This is a genomic window from Bacteroides sp. 4_1_36 (assembly GCF_003466325.1).
Taxonomy (GTDB): domain Bacteria; phylum Bacteroidota; class Bacteroidia; order Bacteroidales; family Bacteroidaceae; genus Bacteroides; species Bacteroides uniformis.
Window position 1 is genome coordinate 1 of the sequence record NZ_QSOX01000010.1, and the last position, 17,975, is coordinate 17,975.

14 protein-coding genes are annotated in these 17,975 nt (G+C 50.3%); 8 read left to right on the forward strand and 6 right to left on the reverse strand.

What is annotated here, in order from left to right; translation table 11 throughout:
• Nucleotides 1-44 precede the first annotated feature (44 nt).
• Genes DXD65_RS10910 through DXD65_RS10920 form a run of 3 tightly spaced genes read right to left on the reverse strand, consistent with a single transcriptional unit; the run spans nucleotide 45 to nucleotide 2,353 of the window.
• Nucleotides 45-1,616 carry a DUF3945 domain-containing protein gene (locus DXD65_RS10910; RefSeq protein WP_004291455.1) on the reverse strand — a complete coding sequence of 524 codons (1,572 nt, stop codon included), beginning with the start codon at nucleotides 1,614-1,616 and terminating at the stop codon, nucleotides 45-47.
• Nucleotides 1,617-1,636: 20 nt separating this feature from the next.
• Nucleotides 1,637-1,987: a helix-turn-helix domain-containing protein gene (locus tag DXD65_RS10915; RefSeq protein ID WP_004291454.1), complete on the reverse strand. Its 351-nt coding sequence runs from the start codon at nucleotides 1,985-1,987 to the stop codon at nucleotides 1,637-1,639.
• Nucleotides 1,988-1,990: 3 nt separating this feature from the next.
• A complete protein-coding gene (locus DXD65_RS10920) occupies nucleotides 1,991-2,353 on the reverse strand; it encodes a helix-turn-helix domain-containing protein (protein ID WP_004304264.1) in 363 nt (120 codons plus the stop codon).
• A 201-nt stretch (nucleotides 2,354-2,554) separates the two neighbouring features.
• On the opposite strand from DXD65_RS10920, the gene DXD65_RS10930 reads away from it, so the two are divergent.
• Together DXD65_RS10930 and DXD65_RS10935 are read left to right on the forward strand one after the other, a co-directional pair.
• Entirely contained in the window at nucleotides 2,555-2,854 is a 300-nt protein-coding gene (locus DXD65_RS10930; RefSeq protein ID WP_004291426.1) for a helix-turn-helix domain-containing protein, read from the forward strand.
• A gap of 31 nt (nucleotides 2,855-2,885) precedes the next feature.
• A complete protein-coding gene (locus tag DXD65_RS10935) occupies nucleotides 2,886-3,191 on the forward strand; it encodes a helix-turn-helix domain-containing protein (protein ID WP_004291424.1) in 306 nt (101 codons plus the stop codon).
• Nucleotides 3,192-3,268: 77 nt separating this feature from the next.
• Here the strand turns inward: DXD65_RS10935 and DXD65_RS10940 are convergent, their stop codons facing one another.
• The 3 genes from DXD65_RS10940 to DXD65_RS10950 all read right to left on the reverse strand — a co-directional run bounded on the left by DXD65_RS10940 (nucleotide 3,269) and on the right by DXD65_RS10950 (nucleotide 7,373).
• On the reverse strand, nucleotides 3,269-3,631 hold the full coding sequence (locus tag DXD65_RS10940; protein WP_004291423.1) for a hypothetical protein: 363 nt from the start codon (nucleotides 3,629-3,631) through the stop codon (nucleotides 3,269-3,271).
• Between the two features lie 213 nt (nucleotides 3,632-3,844).
• Nucleotides 3,845-5,653 carry a group II intron reverse transcriptase/maturase gene (gene ltrA, locus DXD65_RS10945; protein WP_013610569.1) on the reverse strand — a complete coding sequence of 603 codons (1,809 nt, stop codon included), beginning with the start codon at nucleotides 5,651-5,653 and terminating at the stop codon, nucleotides 3,845-3,847.
• A gap of 550 nt (nucleotides 5,654-6,203) precedes the next feature.
• Nucleotides 6,204-7,373 carry a site-specific integrase gene (locus DXD65_RS10950; protein ID WP_117887630.1) on the reverse strand — a complete coding sequence of 390 codons (1,170 nt, stop codon included), beginning with the start codon at nucleotides 7,371-7,373 and terminating at the stop codon, nucleotides 6,204-6,206.
• A gap of 495 nt (nucleotides 7,374-7,868) precedes the next feature.
• Between DXD65_RS10950 and DXD65_RS10960 the strand changes: the two genes are divergently transcribed.
• From DXD65_RS10960 to DXD65_RS10985, 6 genes are all read left to right on the forward strand, one after another.
• The gene (locus DXD65_RS10960) at nucleotides 7,869-8,408 is read left to right on the forward strand and encodes a GNAT family N-acetyltransferase (RefSeq protein WP_117616111.1); all 540 of its coding nucleotides are present in this window, start codon (nucleotides 7,869-7,871) and stop codon (nucleotides 8,406-8,408) included.
• 43 nt (nucleotides 8,409-8,451) lie between these two features.
• Complete coding sequence (locus DXD65_RS10965; RefSeq protein ID WP_005809248.1) at nucleotides 8,452-9,573, forward strand: efflux RND transporter periplasmic adaptor subunit; 1,122 nt, start codon at nucleotides 8,452-8,454, stop codon at nucleotides 9,571-9,573.
• Nucleotides 9,570-12,683 carry an efflux RND transporter permease subunit gene (locus DXD65_RS10970; RefSeq protein ID WP_117616106.1) on the forward strand — a complete coding sequence of 1,038 codons (3,114 nt, stop codon included), beginning with the start codon at nucleotides 9,570-9,572 and terminating at the stop codon, nucleotides 12,681-12,683. The genes DXD65_RS10965 and DXD65_RS10970 overlap by 4 nt, the downstream gene beginning before the upstream one ends.
• The gene (locus DXD65_RS10975) at nucleotides 12,684-14,042 is read left to right on the forward strand and encodes an efflux transporter outer membrane subunit (RefSeq protein WP_005809240.1); all 1,359 of its coding nucleotides are present in this window, start codon (nucleotides 12,684-12,686) and stop codon (nucleotides 14,040-14,042) included. It abuts the gene before it with no gap.
• A 121-nt stretch (nucleotides 14,043-14,163) separates the two neighbouring features.
• Nucleotides 14,164-16,488, forward strand: a complete 2,325-nt coding sequence (locus tag DXD65_RS10980) for an ATP-binding protein (protein WP_117616105.1) — start codon at nucleotides 14,164-14,166, stop codon at nucleotides 16,486-16,488.
• Entirely contained in the window at nucleotides 16,463-17,779 is a 1,317-nt protein-coding gene (locus DXD65_RS10985) for a sigma-54-dependent transcriptional regulator (RefSeq protein ID WP_008766697.1), read from the forward strand. Before DXD65_RS10980 ends, DXD65_RS10985 begins: the two co-directional genes overlap by 26 nt.
• The last annotated feature ends 196 nt before the right edge of the window (nucleotides 17,780-17,975 follow it).

Here is a 17,975-nt window from a genome sequence, read left to right on the forward strand (position 1 = left end):
TTGATACTTTGGATTTTATTTTGGATTCAGTGGCGGACACGGGATTACATTTTCATGCCCTTGCCCGTTTTCTTCTGCGGCTTCTCCTGCTGCTGTTGCTGGCGGGCGTCCTTCGGGTTGGTCTGACCTTTCTGCAACGGCTCTCTCAGATTCTTTGTAGCCTCGTTGGTCTTGCCATCGTTGTTCACCGCCACCTGCGTGCGGCTCTCGTTGGACGGAGCAACCTGCTGTGCATTGTCAGGGTTCGTGTCGTAGCGGTACGGGCGTCCCTTCTCCGGGTTGAACTTGATATACATCGTGGCATGGAAGCCCTGCTTGTCGGTCACGTTCTCCAGCTTCACGGCTTTACCCGCCACATAGTCGGCTTTCTGCTGGTCGGTGAAGCTCACGCCGCTCCATTTGCTGATGGGGCGGATGCTGCCGTCCTCGTTCGTCCACGTGTTGCGGCGTTGCTCCTTCTTGGTCTGTGCGGCATTTTCCCCGCCCTGCGCCTGACTTTTCGATGTGTCGCCTTTGGTTTCCTGTGTCTGTGCGGTACGGGGCGACTTGCCGGTTCCCGGCACGAACTCCACGCCGCGCTGCTCCACGTTCACTTGCAGGGTGGTGACGAACTTTCTGCCGTCGTTGCGCTCGATGAGCTTGTCGCGTACGGGCAGTCCGGCGCGGAGCATGTCCCGCTCCTGCGTGGTGATTTCCGTCTTGCCGATGCGCTCCGGGATGCGCACCCTGCTTGCCGGAATGTCCGTGATTTCATTCGTCTTGCGGTCGATGCTGATGTAGGAGGGGATGATCTCGCCCGTTTCCCTGTCCACAATGTCCACGACCCTACCGAGATTGCCCGTTTCGCGGAGGTTCTTCCGGTCATTGTCGGAGAATTTGTGTTCCTTGTACTCATCCAGCTTCTGCTCCTTGCGGATGAAGTGCGGCACGAGGCTGATGTTTCCCTCACCGTCCTTCTTGAAGGAGAGGCGGGCGTCCAGCTCGAATGATTCGCCGCCGAAGGTCGGTTTGACCTTTACCAAGTCGGACTTGCCATAGTTGAGCATCTTCGTAAGGTCGCCGGACTTTTCAAGGTTGTCCCGCTTTACGCCCCATCTGTCCTCCAGCTCCTGCCAGTTGATTTTACTCTCGTCGATGGGCTGGTAGCCACGTTTGCCCTGCATCTGTTCGGATTTGTCCTGTTGCTGTTCTTTCCGTTGTTCCATGTTCTCCTGTTTTTGAGGTTCTTGTTTCTCTGTCTGTTGTGCTGCCATCTCTTCCTGCACCTTCTTCTCATAGTCGGAGGTGTCCACCTTGTGAGGGGCGAGCAGCTCCTTGTTCGCTTCGGGGTCTTTCAGCAGTTGCTTCATCACCTCTAAGAGATTTTCAGCTTGGTCTGCCGCAATGCGGTAGAAACCGAAGCGGCTGGGTTCCTTGCACTGCCGGAAGAAGTTCTTGAAGAAGTTGTCCAGCACGTCGCCATGTCGGTCGAATTGCAGGAAACTCTGCGCGTTCTCCGCTTTTGCGGGGGTGCGCTTGGGTGTGCCGTCCGCGTTCAGCCCGGCTACCACGCTGATCTCGCCTGTCTTCTCGTCACGGACTACCAGCACGTCCTTTTCGTCTTTTTTCTTTGCCATCTGAAAAATGTTTTAATGGGTTATTTATGAAAGAAATTATGGATACGAGCCTTGTAGAAGGCTATATCTTCCTTTTTGAAGTCCTTGATATGGTTGGAAAGGAATGTCAGCACGTCCTCCTCGCTGTAATAGGTCTTCTTGCCCAGCGTCTTGTAGGGCAATGCGCCTACGCTGCGGTAGCGTTGGAGGGTGCGTTTGCTTATCTGGAGCAACATGCACAAATCCTGATTGTCGAAAAGGCGGATGCTTTCCGTGATAGTGGGCTGTTTCCCCTCAGCCTTCATCGCCAGCAGCAGTTCGTCCTGACGGTCGAGCCGTTCCATCAGCTTCTGCATCCAGCCCTCGAAGTTGTTTCGTGTGAGCAGTTCCATGACCTATGTCCTCCTTCCTTTTGGTTTGCCGCCCGTGCGCAGCGTGTGGTTGTGGAACAGGGTGTCTATTGTCCCTTCCTCGTTCCTTACTGTGTTGTCCTCCAATAGCCGCAGTATCTCGGAAAGGCGGTAGCGGCAGCTTCCGCGTACCACCACATACTCGATACGGTGGTCGGTGCGCATACGCTGCATGGTGCGCTTGCTCACGTTGAGCATCTTCGCCGCCTGTGCCGTGTCAAGCAGCTTGTCTTCGGTTTCCCGCTTCCGTTTCTTCTCGTCCCTTGCCTCGCGGATGTACCCTGCGATGTTCGCAATCTGCGCCATCATCTCCTTGTAGGCGGAACTTTCCATTGTTATCACTTTCATGTTCAGTCCTTTCTTTTTGTTTCTGCGACAAAATTCGGCAATAAACAAAAGGGGCTTTAACAACTCACTACGTGACTCACGTAAGATTTTTGCGGAAGATGGCTCCGTAACCCGGTCAAACGGCGCAACAGGCAGCCTTTCAGCGGAAAACGATACGTCTTGTATGCCGTTTCGTTACCTTTGCGGCAAACTCTAAATGACATGAATATGGAAATAGTATCTATCGAGAAAAAGACTTTCGAGATGATGGTGGCGGCATTCGGCGCACTCTCGGAGAAGGTCGCCGCCCTAAGGCGCAAAAGCGACACGGGGCGCATGGAAAGATGGCTCACGGGCGAGGAGGTCTGCGGGCAGTTGAGAATAAGCCCGCGCACGTTGCAGACGCTGCGTGACAGGCGGCTTATCGGCTACTCGCAGATAAACCGCAGGTTCTATTACAAGCCAGAGGAGGTGAAGCGGCTGATACCGCTTGTCGGCACGCTCTATCCGCACGGCAGATGATTTGATTTATTCACCCACTGAATCCGAAGTTATGATGAACGAGAACAACGATGTTTTTACGATGGAAGACGAGCCGATAGCCTCTGTGGTGCAGGATATGCGCAAAGGCTCGAAATGGCTGTCCGCATTTCTGGAAAGCTACCGTCCTCCGCTGGACGGGGAACGTTACCTGACGGACGGCGAGGTGTCGGAACTGCTCCGTGTGAGCCGGCGCACCTTGCAGGAATACCGCAACAACCGCGTGTTGCCCTTCATACTTTTGGGAGGGAAGGTGCTTTACCCGGAAACGGGGCTGCGCGGGGTACTGGAAGCGAACTACCGCAAGCCGCTGGAGTGAGGCGGTTTCATGAAAAAGTAAACGGGTGACACCTTTTGTGGTGCTACCCGTTTACTTGTCTTATGGGGTATGTGCAATCAGCAATACCCGGCTTTTCCGTTCTGTATGAACATCACGTATGTCTGCCGTTTCTCTTGTGAGAGTGCCTTTCCCACCAGCCATGTGCGGAACAGGTGGGTGTTGTAGGTATTCACCCTGAAAGCGACCGGGATGATGATTTCAAGGGCGTACACGTCCGCGTGCAGCCCGTTTTCAAGCTGCATGTAGCGGCACACCTCGTAGTCGTTCAGCACGTCCGACTTGCGGACGGCTCTGATGGCGGCGTTCACTGCCGGGACGGTCGTATGGAACAATCCGGCTATTTCGGTGGCGGTCATCCACACGTCGTTACCGGTTACGCTGACTGCCTTGTCCTCGATGATGATTGTGTCACGTTTCATGGCTTTTCTTTTTAGATGGTGCAACCTGCAAATTCCTCGACGCCGTTCAATCTTGCGGCAAGGTTCTCCATGTCCTGATTGAGCTTCTCTTTGGTTATCTGTAGGCTCGGTAAACAACGCCTTTCCGCTTTACAGCGGTAGGTTTTCGTTTATCTGCCCCCGAACCGTACTTACACGTCTCCATGTATACGGCTCTCCATCTGTAACATCATTTTACTTATCACAGCTCTGGATTTTTGCGTTACACTCCGCACATACGACCAAAGTCTTTCTGTGCATATAGAGCATTTTGCGTTCCCAGTCATTTTTACCTTTTAACTCTTTGAGAGTGCGGACATGGTGCATTACCACTTCTCCGTGCTTGCCACATAGTTCGCACGTTTTTGTTGTAAGCCTTTCTATCAAACTTAACGATGGTGTTTTGAACATATACGGCAGATTGTCACTTGGGGCTGTTTCACAATCCGTTTTACGGGCGTAACCCTCATTGTAGAATACCCTGTACTTGGTTTCTCCTCCCTTGTTTACAAAAGGCACGGCAAAGAGATTGTCCTTGCGGTATGTTTCAATGACTTTTCTCACTGACATATTCAGCTTTTGAGCAAGAGTTTTGTACATGGAGAACTTCATAATACAGCCGAAAGAGCGTCCCAAAGCCGATGCATTGTTTGCTATTGAGTAATAGTTGTAGAACCCTCGTATTTCGGTATTAAACTGAGATACAATCTCGTGCGCTTCATTGTCAATCATATAAGTCCTGCCTTTTGACACCCATGTTTCCTTGCCGCGTTTGGTGACAACTTTCATGGCTTCGAGGCTGAGCAGTTTATTCTTGATTACTTCTCTTGAAACGTGCAATATCACGTTCCCGTTGAAGTATCTGCGCACTGTTCCGTTACTGTTTCTCTTTGTGGCATAGTCTTTACGGACATATATTTCGTAACCCAAAAATTTTGCGCTGTCTTGTGCATTTGTAATCAAAGTCTTTTCCTGTGACATCTCCAGCCTTAACTTTTCCTGCATAAACTTGGTGATGTCAGCTTTGATTGTCTCACATTCGTTTTTCGTTCCGATAACCCCGATTAGAAAATCATCGGCGTAGCGCAGATATCTCAGTCTGCGAAAATTTCTGTCCATATCGTTGCCACTTGGCATTGTTAGTATCCGCTTCTGCTTTTCGTGCAGTTCTTCTACCATCCTTGTTCTTACGTTTACATCCTCTACTTCATTTATCCTACGTTTTAGGTAGTGTACTCTGCTGTTGAGTTTGCAAATATCCTTGTTGCGGCTTCTTACTGTCCCTTTATTGAATTTGTTGGCATATTCATTCATGTACTTATCGAACTTGTCAAGGTATATATTTGCCAAAACAGGGCTTATGATACCACCTTGCGGTGTCCCTGAATAAGTCTTGTTGAATTGCCACTCTTCCATGTACCCTGCATTGAGGAATTTCCGTATCAGACGAAGAAATCTGTCATCTGCTATTCTGCCTTTCATTATTTCTATCAGCACATCATGGTCTATGTTGTCAAAGAAGCCTTTTATATCTCCCTCGATGAACCATTTTGCACCGTTGAAATTATTTTGTAGACTTTTCAGTGCTGTGTGGCAGCTTCTGTTTGGTCTGAAGCCGTGCGATGTCCACTCAAAGTGTCCCTCATATATAGCTTCAAGCACCATTCTTACTGCCTCTTGAACCAATTTGTCTTCAAAAGACGGTATTCCTAACGGACGCATCTTCCCATTCTTTTTCGGAATGTAAATTCTCTTTGCAGGATTGGGACTATAAGTCTCATCCTTTATACTCTCTATGAGTTTGTTTATCCTATCAATGCTCATTTCATCCTCTGTTTTGCCATCAGTGCCGGGTGTCATGTTTCCCGGCTTTGCATACATACGTTGGTAGGCGGCAAAGAACATCTGTTCATTGAATAGAATACGGTAGAGCCTTTCGTATTTATACTCAGGCTCGTTGCTGTGTCCAGCTAAAATGTTTAATACTTGCTCTGGATTTCTCATACGTCTCTCACGTTTTCCGTTGTTCGTATTAAAGTTACAGACTACCTCCCTTCGCCATGTACAAGGCTTTCCCTTGCTCGGACTACTACGGAAGTTCCGTTACCATATCGGATATTCAAAAGCTTTCTTTATAGCTGTTTATTCCAGCGTTCCGACTTAGGTAATCCCCAGTTAGTTCTCTTAATAACTATTAGCACGGCATACTGTCGGATGCGACTTTCGTTCTTGTCCGCTTATTGCGGCTGTGTCATAGTCGGTTCTTTATGCTCTGCACTAACGCACAAAATAGGCAGAGTACTATGAAACAACGTATGTATAATAGTCTTCCGTTGTTGCAAGATTTGGTACCACTGAACTATCGTTCAACCAATCAAGGCTTCATCCTTATGTATGCCTTTTCGTCTTGCCCCTCAGTCGCCACTTGACTATTAGTGGACTTGGAGCTTTAATCAGTATGCTACACTCCCCATCGGGTTTCCCCTTTGGATAAACTGATTGACGATAGGATTATATCGAACCCAATCCTAACTTCTTGCTAAAGAAGTATTTATTAAGCGACCATTCTGGGCGCACTTGCGTAAATCTGCGTCGTCTTTATGCTCTTGTGTCCGAGCATGGAGCTGACCGTTTCGATGGGAACACCGTTGGAGAGGAATATCGTCGTGGCTGCCGTGTGGCGGCTCTGATGCCACGTGATATGCTTGGTGATGCCGCAACGCTTGGCGACGGCACGGATACCGGCAAGGCACGTGTTATAATGCGGAACGGGAAATATCCTGCCGTCCCCGCACAGTCCCCGGTATTTGCCGATTATGCGGTTGGCGATGTCGAGCAGGCGGATGTTGGACACCACGCCCGTTTTCTGGCGGTTGATGTTTATCCACTCGTGTTCGTCGAAGTAGGTGCGGATATTCTCTTCCGTAAGGTTGCGCATATCCGCGAACGACAGCCCCGTGAAGGCGCAGAACAGGTAGAGGTCGCGGTACAATTCCTGTTTGGCGTTTTTCAGTTTCCCCTCCATCAGCAGGCGGATCTCATCTTTGGTCAGGAAACTGCGTGTTGTTTCCTCCTTCTTGATTTCATACTCGCGGAACGGGTCGCGCGTCAGCCACTCGTTGTTGATGGCGATGAATACCATCGTCCGTAACGGGCAGACGTACAGCCACACGGTATTGGTGCAGCAGTGCTTGTCCGTGCGCAGGAACATCTCGAAGTCGGAGATGAAAGCCGGGGTAAGCTCTTTTAGGGCGATGTCCTTCACATGGTAGCGGATGTCGAGGAACTCTTGCATGTGCTTGTAAACGGTGCGGTACTTCAGCAGCGTGCCTTTGGCTTTCATGCCTGCCTCCACCTGCTTCTCGTAGTCCCCGTTGTGCTGGCGGAACACCTGCATCAGCGTGTGGTAGCGGTGTTCCAGTCCGAGAAAGGCGTTCTTCACCTTCTCCGCCGTGACGAAGTTGTCACGCTCCATGATTTCCTGATAATGCCTGTTGATGCGTACCCGCATCTTGTCAAGCATACGGTTCGTTTCGAGTGCCGCCGTGCTTCTGCCCGTGACACGTCCACCTTTGGTGTCCCACAGTTTCGGATCGACAGTCAGTTTGCAGCTGAACTGTGTCTGGCTGCCGTCCACCGTGATGCGTCCCATGACGGGAACTGTCCCGTCCTTTTTCACTACCTGACGCTTGAGGTAGTAGATTACTGAAAATGTACTCTTCATTGTCCTTAATTTTTGGGTTTCAAAATTAGTTGGTGAAGAGTCCGGTGTTGGTACGCAAAACGGGGAGGAACGGCGCAATCTTTTTCCGTAACCTGATTTTTCGCATGAGTTATGGATAACTCACTATTCCTTAGAGCCTTGTTTCGCTATTCGTACCCGTTTGTCGCATTTTCGGGCATGGTTACGAACAAGTAACGTAGCGGCGTCAGGATTTGGCTTCGGCAGGGATTGTAATGGCTTCACGGATTATCGCCACTTCAACCAAAACCCTTGTAACTCAATTCTATCACTATATCTTTCCGCATTTCACTTTTTTGTAGTAACTTTGCACCTAAAAAATGAATAACATGATTATCGAAACGATTAAACGGCTGTCAATAGATATGTTCATTGCAATCATGGCGATTGAAGCAATTGTCATTGCGGCAATCGCTTTGTCGCTTTTGATTGGTACGTTTTGCAAATAATCCCACAGGACATGGAGCAAAAGGAAATATATATATCGAAACCGAACGAATTATCATTCGAAATTTCAAGCAGAAGGATGCCGAAGGATTGTTGGAGTATCTTTCTAATCCTCGTGTGAATTGCTTTGCCGGAGACCGCCTTTGTTCCGAAGAGGCGGCATGGGCATATATGCAGTATTCCCCGAAAGACATGCTGCGCTATGCGGTGAGTCTGAAAAAAGATGACTTTATTATCGGTGACGTGTTTGCTTTGCGTGAGAATGAGGACACTTATAATGTGGGGTGGCATTTCAACAAACGTTTTGAAGGCAAAGGATTCGCTTGTGAAGCGGCAGCCGGATTGTTGGATTATCTTTTCCGGGAGGCGGGCGCACGGCGTATCTATGGATTTGTGGAAGATGACAATATCCGCTCCAAACGCTTATGCGAACGTCTTGGTATGCGCCGCGAAGGATGTTTCAAAGAGTTTGTGACATTCGTAAACAATCCTGACGGCTCCCCAAAATATGAAGATACCTGTGTTTATGCCATTCTCGAAAAAGAGTGGAATACCATCCGTCAGTGGTGACACACCAAACCTATTATGAATTAATACAAAACAAGAAGAAAATATGAACAAGCAATTCATTATCACGAATTTCGCCGCATTTGCTCTCATGCTGTTCCTGCCGACCGGATGCAGGCAGGCGGACGGCAAGCAGGATGCGGTGCAGAGTTATCGGGTCATAAAGGTCGCGGCAAGTCCGGTGGAAATCTCCGAGTCCTATTCCGCCGCCATACGCGGACGGCAGGATGTGGACATCCTGCCGCAAATATCCGGGCGCATTATCCGTCTGAAAGTGAAAGAGGGTGAACGGGTGAAGACCGGTCAAGTATTGGCTGTAATTGACCAAGTGCCCTATCGGGCGGCATTACGCACGGCGCAGGCCAATGTCAGCGCGGCACAGGCAAAAGTGGAAACGGCAAGAATCGAGCTGCGGGGCAAGCAGGCATTGTTTGACGAGAAGGTCATATCCGACTACGAGCTTTCTCTCGCCCGGAACCAACTGGCAGTGGCGTGTGCTGAACTCGAACAGGCAAAGGCACAAGAATCGGATGCACGCAACAATCTCTCCTATACGGAAATCAAAAGCCCGAGCAACGGAGTAGTAGGCACATTGCCCTATCGCATCGGTGCGCTTGTCGGTCCCAATATGGCACAGCCTTTCACGGTCGTGTCCGACAATGCGGAGATGTATGCCTATTTCTCCATTTCGGAGAATATGCTACGGCGATATTCGGCTCGCTATGGCTCGATTGACAGCATGATAGCCGGGACGCCGGAAGTGGGCCTGCAACTCAACGACGGCAGCCTGTACAAGGCGAAAGGACGTATTGAAACCGTAAGCGGCGTGGTGGATCCTGTTACCGGAACGGTACAAATCAAAGCCCTGTTCCCCAATCCCGACCGCGAACTGTTGAGTGGCAGCATCGGCAATGTCATCCTTCAAAACCCGAAAACGGAGGCCGTAACCATTCCCATGACCGCCACCGTGGAACTGCAGGACAAGATTATCGCTTACCGTCTGAAAAACGGACAGGCGGAAGCCGCCTATCTCACGGTGGACCGCCTGAACGACGGCAACCGGTTTATCGTAAAAGAAGGTCTTTCGGTCGGTGACACCATTGTCGCCGAAGGCGTGGGACTGGTGAGAGAAGGCATGAGCATAACCCCTAAAAACGAAACGAAATGAACCTGCGATTTTTTATAGACCGCCCGGTGTTTTCGGGCGTTATCTCGGTGGTGATTGTACTGTTGGGCATGATTTCCATGTTTTCCTTGCCGGTGGAACAATACCCCGACATCGCACCTCCGACCATCAACGTATTCGCAACTTATCCGGGAGCAAACGCTGAAACCGTGCAGAAGGCAGTGATAACCCCTCTGGAAGAAGCCATCAACGGAGTGGAAGACATGACCTATATGACTTCCACGGCATCGAATACGGGAGATGCTTCCATCAACATCTATTTCAAACAGGGAACCAACGCGGACATGGCGGCGGTAAACGTGCAGAACCGCGTGAACGGCGCACTGAGCCAACTTCCGGCGGAAGCCACCAAGACCGGTGTCACCACTGAAAAGCAGCAGAATGCCGAACTGATGACTTTCGCGCTCTATTCGCCCGATGACCGCTTCGACCAGACCTTCCTGAACAATTACTTGAAAATCAATGTCGAGCCGAGGCTGAAACGTATCAGCGGCGTGGGAAAGGCACAGTTGTTCGGTTCCAACTACAGCATGCGACTTTGGCTGCGTCCCGACAAGATGGCGCAATACGGGCTTATCCCCGATGACATCTCTGCCGTACTTGCACGACAGAACATCGAGGCCGCCACCGGCTCCTTCGGTGCCAATCATCCTACCGCCAATGAATACACGATGAAATACCGCGGACGCTTGTCCGGAGCGGAAGAGTTCGGTGAGCTGGTCGTCAAGTCACTGCCGGGCGGCAATGTGCTTCGGTTGAAAGAGGTTGCCGATGTGGAACTGGGCGATGAATACTACAACTATTCCTCCGAGGTGAACGGGCATCCGGCAGCTATGATGCTCATCAACCAGAAAGCTGGGTCCAATGCATCAAGCACCATCAAGGAGATTCACGAAGTGCTTGACGACCTTAGCCGGGACTTGCCCGAAGGGACGGAATTCGTGGTGCTTACCGATACCAACAAGTTCCTGTATGCCTCCATCCACTCTGTCCTCCGCACCTTATTGGAAGCGATACTTCTGGTCATCGTGGTGGTGTATGTGTTCTTGCAGGACATCAAGTCAACGCTTATCCCTACCATATCCATCTTCGTTTCCATCATCGGCACATTTGCCGTGATGTCCATGATTGGATTCTCCATCAACCTGCTCACCCTGTTCGCGCTTGTGCTTGCCATCGGAACCGTGGTCGATGATGCCATTGTGGTGGTGGAAGCGGTGCAGGCGAAGTTCGATGAGGGCTATCAATCAGCAGTTCTCGCGGCTGATGATGCCATGAAAGGCGTTTCGTCGGCTATCCTGACCTCTACCATAATCTTTATGGCAGTGTTTTTCCCCGTAGCCATGATGGGCGGGACTTCGGGAGCGTTCTACACGCAGTTCGGTATCACGATGGCTGTTGCCGTGGGAATCTCGGCAGTCAATGCCTTCACACTCTCACCGGCACTTTGCGCGCTGCTGCTGAAACCCTATATCGATGAGCAGGGCAACACTAAGAACAATTTTGCAGCCCGTTTCCGTAAAGCGTTCAATGCCGTCTTCGACAGTCTGAGCCGACGCTATGTACGTGGAGTGATGTTCATTATCCATCGCCGATGGCTGTTGTGGAGCATCATAGGCATTTCTTTCGGGTTGCTGGTGCTGCTGGTCAATGTCACAAAGACGGGACTTATTCCCGAAGAGGACACCGGGACGGTCATGGTGAGCATGAACACGAAGCCCGGCACATCCATGGCTCAGACAAGTAAGGTGATGGAGCGTATCAACAGCCGTCTCGACAGCATCGGCGAGATTGAATACAGCGGTGCGGTAGCCGGTTTCTCTTTCAGCGGTTCCGGTCCCTCGCAGGCGATGTATTTCGTGACACTCAAAGACTGGGAGGATCGTAAGGGAGAGGGGCAGTCGGTGAATGATGTCATCGGAAAGATTTATGCCGCCACTTCAGATATTCCCGATGCCACGGTGTTCGCCATGTCGCCTCCGATGATTGCCGGGTACGGCATGGGAAACGGTTTCGAGCTTTATTTGCAGGACAAGGCGGGCGGAAACATCGCCGCTTTCAAGGAAGAGGCGGACAAGTTTGTCGAAGCCTTGTCGCAACGACCCGAAATCGGCGAAGTCTATTCCTCCTTTGCCACGGACTATCCGCAATACTGGGTGGATATCGATGCCGCCAAATGTGAGCAGTCGGGTGTGTCGCCCGCAGATGTGCTTTCCACATTGTCGGGCTATTATACCGGACAATATGTTTCCGACTTTAACCGGTTCTCCAAGCTCTACCATGTGACCATGCAGGCTCCGGCGGAATATCGTGTGAATGCGGAATCCCTGCACCACATGTATGTGCGCGCCTCCGATGGCGGCATGTCGCCTTTGAGCCGGTTCGTGCGCCTGACCAAGACCAACGGCCCGTCAGACCTCACCCGTTTCAACCTGTTCAACGCCATCTCGATTAGCGGGTCGCCGGCGCAGGGTTACAGTTCAGGGCAGGTGCTCGAAGCCATCGGCGAGACGGCACGTGAAGTGCTTCCGTCAAATTACACATACGAGTTTGGCGGCATTTCGCGTGAGGAAAGCAAGACGACCAACAATGCCACGCTTATATTCCTGCTCTGCATGGTTCTGGTCTATCTGATTCTGTGCGCCTTGTATGAGAGCGTGTTCATACCCTTCGCGGTTCTGTTGTCGGTGCCTTGCGGACTAATGGGCAGTTTCCTGTTTGCGTGGCTCTTCGGTCTGGAGAACAACATCTACATGCAGACCGGATTAATCATGATTATCGGCCTGCTTGCCAAGACCGCCATCCTGCTTACCGAATACGCCGGCAAGCGGCGGTCGGAAGGCATGACGCTGGCACAGGCAGCATACAGTGCGGCAAAAGTCCGCCTGCGCCCTATATTGATGACTGTGCTGTCCATGGTGTTCGGTCTTGTCCCGCTGATGATGGCGCACGGAGTGGGTGCCAACGGCAGCCGTTCGCTTGCCACAGGTGTAATCGGTGGAATGATTGTCGGTACTTTGGCTCTGTTGTTCCTTGTGCCGTCATTGTTTATTGTATTCCAATATATTCAAGAACGTGTTAAGCATAATTAAATGAAGAAGACAGTAATATATATCATATTGTCGGGATGGATGTTTGCCGGTTGTGGCACATACAGCCGGTATCATCGTCCTGACCTCTCAACGGAGAATCTGTATCGGGACGTACCGGCGGACATTGATACAACGACCATCGCGTCCCTGTCGTGGCGGGAAATGTTTACCGACCCGAAACTCCAGTCCTTGATTGAAACCGGACTTGAACGGAACACAGACCTCAATGTGGCACGGTTACGCGTGGAAGCGACAGAAGCCGTCCTGATGACTGCCAGACTATCATATCTTCCATCACTGGGACTGACTGCCGAAGGTAATGCCAATAAACATGACGGAGCAACGGCAAAGACATATAATGTGGGAGCGTCGGCAAGCTGGGAACTGGACATCTTCGGCAAACTTACGGCGGCAAAGCGTGGTGCAGCCGCCGCGTTACAAGGAAGCCGTGCCTACCGGCAGGCCGTACAGACACAGCTTGTCGCCACTATTGCAGACAGTTACTACACCCTTGCCATGCTTGACGCACAAATGGCAATAAGTAACCGGACTTTGGAGAACTGGCGGACTACCGTACGTACTCTTGAAGCGTTGAAAAAAGTGGGGAAATCAAACGAAGCCGGCGTATTGCAGGCAAAGGCGAACGTGATGCGACTCGAAGCATCCCTGTTATCCATACGCAAGAGTATTTCCGAAACAGAAAATGCCCTGTCTGCGATACTTGCCATGCCGTCACACTCGATTGGACGAAGTAATCTGGCCGAGGCTGCTTTCCCCGATACTGTCTCGATTGGAGTCCCTTTGCAACTGCTTTCCAACCGTCCCGACGTGCGTCAGGCTGAAATGGAACTGGCGCAGGCGTTCTACGCCACCAATGCGGCTCGTGCCGCCTTCTATCCCAATATTACCCTCTCGGGGACTCTTGGATGGACTAATAACGGCGGTGGCGTAATCGTAAATCCCGGACAATGGTTGCTCAATGCCATCGGTTCCCTGACACAGCCCTTATTCAACCGGGGCACAAACATCGCCAACTTGAAGATAGCCAAAAGCCGTCAGGAAGAAGCCAAACTGTTGTTCCGGCAATCATTGCTGAACGCTGGAAAAGAAGTGAACGATGCTCTGACTGCATGGCAGACGGCAAAATCGCAAATTGAAATCAATGCTCGACAGGTTGAAACATTATGCGATGCTGTGCGAAAGACAGAATCGCTTATGCGTCATTCCAATGCCACCTATCTGGAAGTGTTGACCGCCCAACAGTCTCTTCTCGAAGCGGAAGTGCAACAGCTACAAACTCGTTTTGAACGCATACAAAGTGTAATCAAACTTTATCATGTGTTGGGAGGAGGAATGTAACTGCAATAAATAGAAAAATTTGAAATTATTATTAGTGTTATTCATCTTGGATATTTTTCGTGATTCTGCCGCATGTAGATATTGTACGAAAGCAATATTTGGATTGTAAAATATCAAGCCAATGAAAATACTTTTGCAGCATAAAATATTTATAGGATACTTTCTTTTAATGGCGATCATTGGCAGCATGGTCGCTATTGTTCTGCACGAGCGTAGTCGTGTACAGAAAATAGAGAATGAATCAATCGCTATTTTTCAAACCCAGCACAATATCAATACCACACACCGCTATGTGACCACGTTAGTAACTTATGGTGAATCCGTCATGGTATGGAATGATGAGGATTCTGGGGCTTACCGGGAACGATGTGTACGGACTGATTCCATGCTGCAAACATTACGTACACAATGTAAGGATTTCATACAACCCGAACAGATAGATTCTCTTCGTACATTGTTAGCAGCTAAAGAAGACCATCTGTTTCAAATAATGGAAGCGACCCGAGAACAAAAGAAAACGGATAGCCTTCTATTTCATCAAAAACCGACTGTAACGACACAGACAACCACCCGGACCGTTACCCGAAAGAAGAAAGGTATCGCCGGATTCTTCGGTGGCAAGGAAACCGTACAGATGCCGGTTGTTACAACCAGGCAAACCGCACCGGATAAGGAACTGATCTCGTTGTTGAATAAACGGAAACGGGACATAGAAACTTATACGGACAGCCTGCGGTTGTGCAATAGGGAACTCAACCGGAAATTGCGTTTACTTATTACAAGTCTGGATGAGCAGACATGGAACGCCTTCAGGAGCAAGGAAGAGCGTCTGAAAGCTTCCTACGAACATTCGACTTTGGTCATTACCGGCTTGATTATATTCTCAATCATCCTGTTGTTCATTTCGTATCTTGTCATACAACGGGATATTAAGGTCAAGGCAAAAAACAGGAAGCATCTGGAAGAAACGATAGAGCAGAACATCGCGCTGTTAGAAATGCGGAAGAATATCATCCTGACAATCTCTCATGACATCCGCGCCCCTCTGAACGTAATCAGCGGCAGTGCGGAACTTGCCGTGGATACCCGTGAAAAGAAACGCAGGAACACGCACCTGAACAACATCAGGATCGTGTGCCGGCACGTTGTACACCTGCTTAACAACCTGCTGGACGTGTACCGCCTGAACGAGGCCAAGGAAACCCGCAACGATGTGCCGTTCAACCTGAATGCCCTGTTGGAACGCATTGCCTTCGGCTTCTCCCACGTAATCAATAACAAAGGCATCCTATTCAATCACGATTTTACCGGTACCGATGTCAAGCTTTGCGGTGACGTGGACCGTATCGAACAGATTCTGGACAACCTGCTTAGCAATGCCGTCAAATTTACAGAAACCGGCACAATCAGCTTGAATGCTCGTTATAACAAAGGGGAGTTGGTGTTGGAAATCAAGGATACCGGCATTGGCATGAGTGAAGATGCGCTTTTACGTATCTTCCGCCCGTTTGAACGATTGGGTTCCGTCAGAAACGCGGAGGGTTTCGGATTGGGCCTGCCGATAACAAAAGGTCTTGTCAACCTGCTTGGCGGGACAATAGACGTGACGAGCGGCATTGACCAGGGTAGCACGTTCCGTGTTACACTTCCATTGAAAACCACGGATGAAACGGTAGAGAGCGAGAACTTGATAATTCCACATCCGGCACATTTGCCTCGGAATGTACTTGTCATTGATGACGACACGATGCTGTTGAATGTGATAAAGGAAATGCTGGAGCGTAACGGGATGAATTGTACTACCTGCGTAACCTCCAAGGACGTGGTCAAGGCGATGCGGGGCAAGGATTATGACCTGCTGCTTTCCGACATTCAAATGCCGGGTACCAACGGTATTGATTTATTAACCCTATTGCGCAACTCGAACATCGGAAACTCCCGTACCATCCCTATTGTAGCCATGACCGCACGCGGAGACAGGGACAAGGAAGCTTTTCTCCATGCCGGATTTACGGACTACATCTATAAACCGTTTTCATCCTCGGAACTGCTCGGCCTGCTTTCGAGGATGAAGACAGACAGGCGGGAGAAAAAACCGGAGGTTGATTTCAGTTTGGTCCTTTCAGAGGTCAATGACAAGCACAAGGCACTGCTTTCTCTTATATCCCAATCAGAGAAAGACCGAGAAGAACTTGATGCCGCCATGAAAAACGGCGACAGGCATAAGTTGCGTGAAATCACCCACCGTATGCAACCGATGTGGGAGTTCCTACGGATGGAAGAGCCCCTGCTGGCTTACCGTGCTTTGTTGAAAGACAGTAAAACAAGCGACAAAGAGTTAAAAGAATATACCCGGCAGATAATAGACAGCACCGCCATGCTCATCAAGGCGGCGGAAGCCGAGATAAAAAGACTGACAAATGAAACGGAAGATACTGATAGTTGAAGACAACGTGGGGCTGTCGCAAATACAGAAAGACTGGCTTTCCCGGGCCGGTTATGACGCTGTGACAGCCATGAGCGAGCCGATAGCCCGCTCGTTGATACGCAAAACGCAGTTCGACCTTATATTGTCGGACGTGCGGTTGCCGGAAGGCGACGGCATTTCCCTGTTGGAATGGTTGCGCAAGGAGAAGAAAGACATCCCGTTCATCATAACGACCGAATTCGTTTCCGTCCCGGACGTTGTGCGTACCATCAAACTGGGAGCCAGGGACTACCTGCCCAAACCGGTACACCGGGAACATCTGTTGGAACTGGCGGAAGATGTGTTCCACCCGGTAGCCACCGTGAGAAAGCAGGAACGGCAGTTGTTCCGCCGTATAAGTCCCATGATCCTGAAAGTGGAGAAATTCGCCAGACTGGTCGCCCCGTCCGATATGTCCGTGATGATACTCGGGGCCAACGGGACCGGCAAGGAGTCGGTGGCGCAGACCATCCATGACAATAGCGAACGATACGGCAAGCCTTTTGTCGCCGTAAACTGCGGCGCGTTACCCCGTGAGCTGGCAGCCTCGCTGTTCTTCGGGCATGAGAAAGGCGCGTTCACCGGGGCGGACACGGCAAAGACCGGATATTTTGACCTGGCGAAAGGCGGCACACTGTTCCTTGACGAGATAGGCACGATGCCGCATGAAATCCAATCCATGCTGTTACGAGTATTGCAGGAGAATGTATATACCCCGATAGGAAGCGGCAGGGAACGGATTTCGGATGTCAGGGTCATTTCCGCGACAAACGAGAATATGGAACAGGCCATCAAGGAGGGACGGTTCAGGGAAGACCTTTACCATCGTCTGAACGAGTTTGAGATCCGGCAGCCCTCCCTGGAGGAATGCCCGGAAGATATCATTCCGTTGGCGGAGTTTTTCCGTGAACGTTTCTCGAAAGAACTGAAAAGGACTACGCAAGGATTTACCGAAGAGACCAAACAGAGGATGCTTGCCTACCGGTGGCCGGGCAACGTGCGTGAACTCCGAAACCGTGTCAAGCGTGCCGTACTGGTCTCTGAGTCTCCGATGCTTGACGTGGATGGATTGGAAATAACTGTCTGTGTATGTAGAAATGAAGAAACAGACACACTTGCAATCCTGCCTCTGAAAGGTGAAGCATTTGAGAAAGAAAGCATTATCAGGGCTCTCAAAGCCTGCAACGGTCACCGGGAACAAGCGGCTGGAATGCTGAACATCAACCCGGCAACACTGTACAGGAAGATGAAGAAATACGGGCTGAAATGAATTTGACGACTAAAAATAGTGCAAATGTCACTGAATATGTGTACTTTTGCATTTAAATAGCGAAAAATGCGGCGTGCTGTCTAATGGGCAGTTGCCGTTTATATATAGACATAAGACCGCAAGCGTCCTAATGGGAATCTGGAAAATGAACATTAACAGGAACTATTGCGTGATTGCTTATGCTATGCCTTGGCAT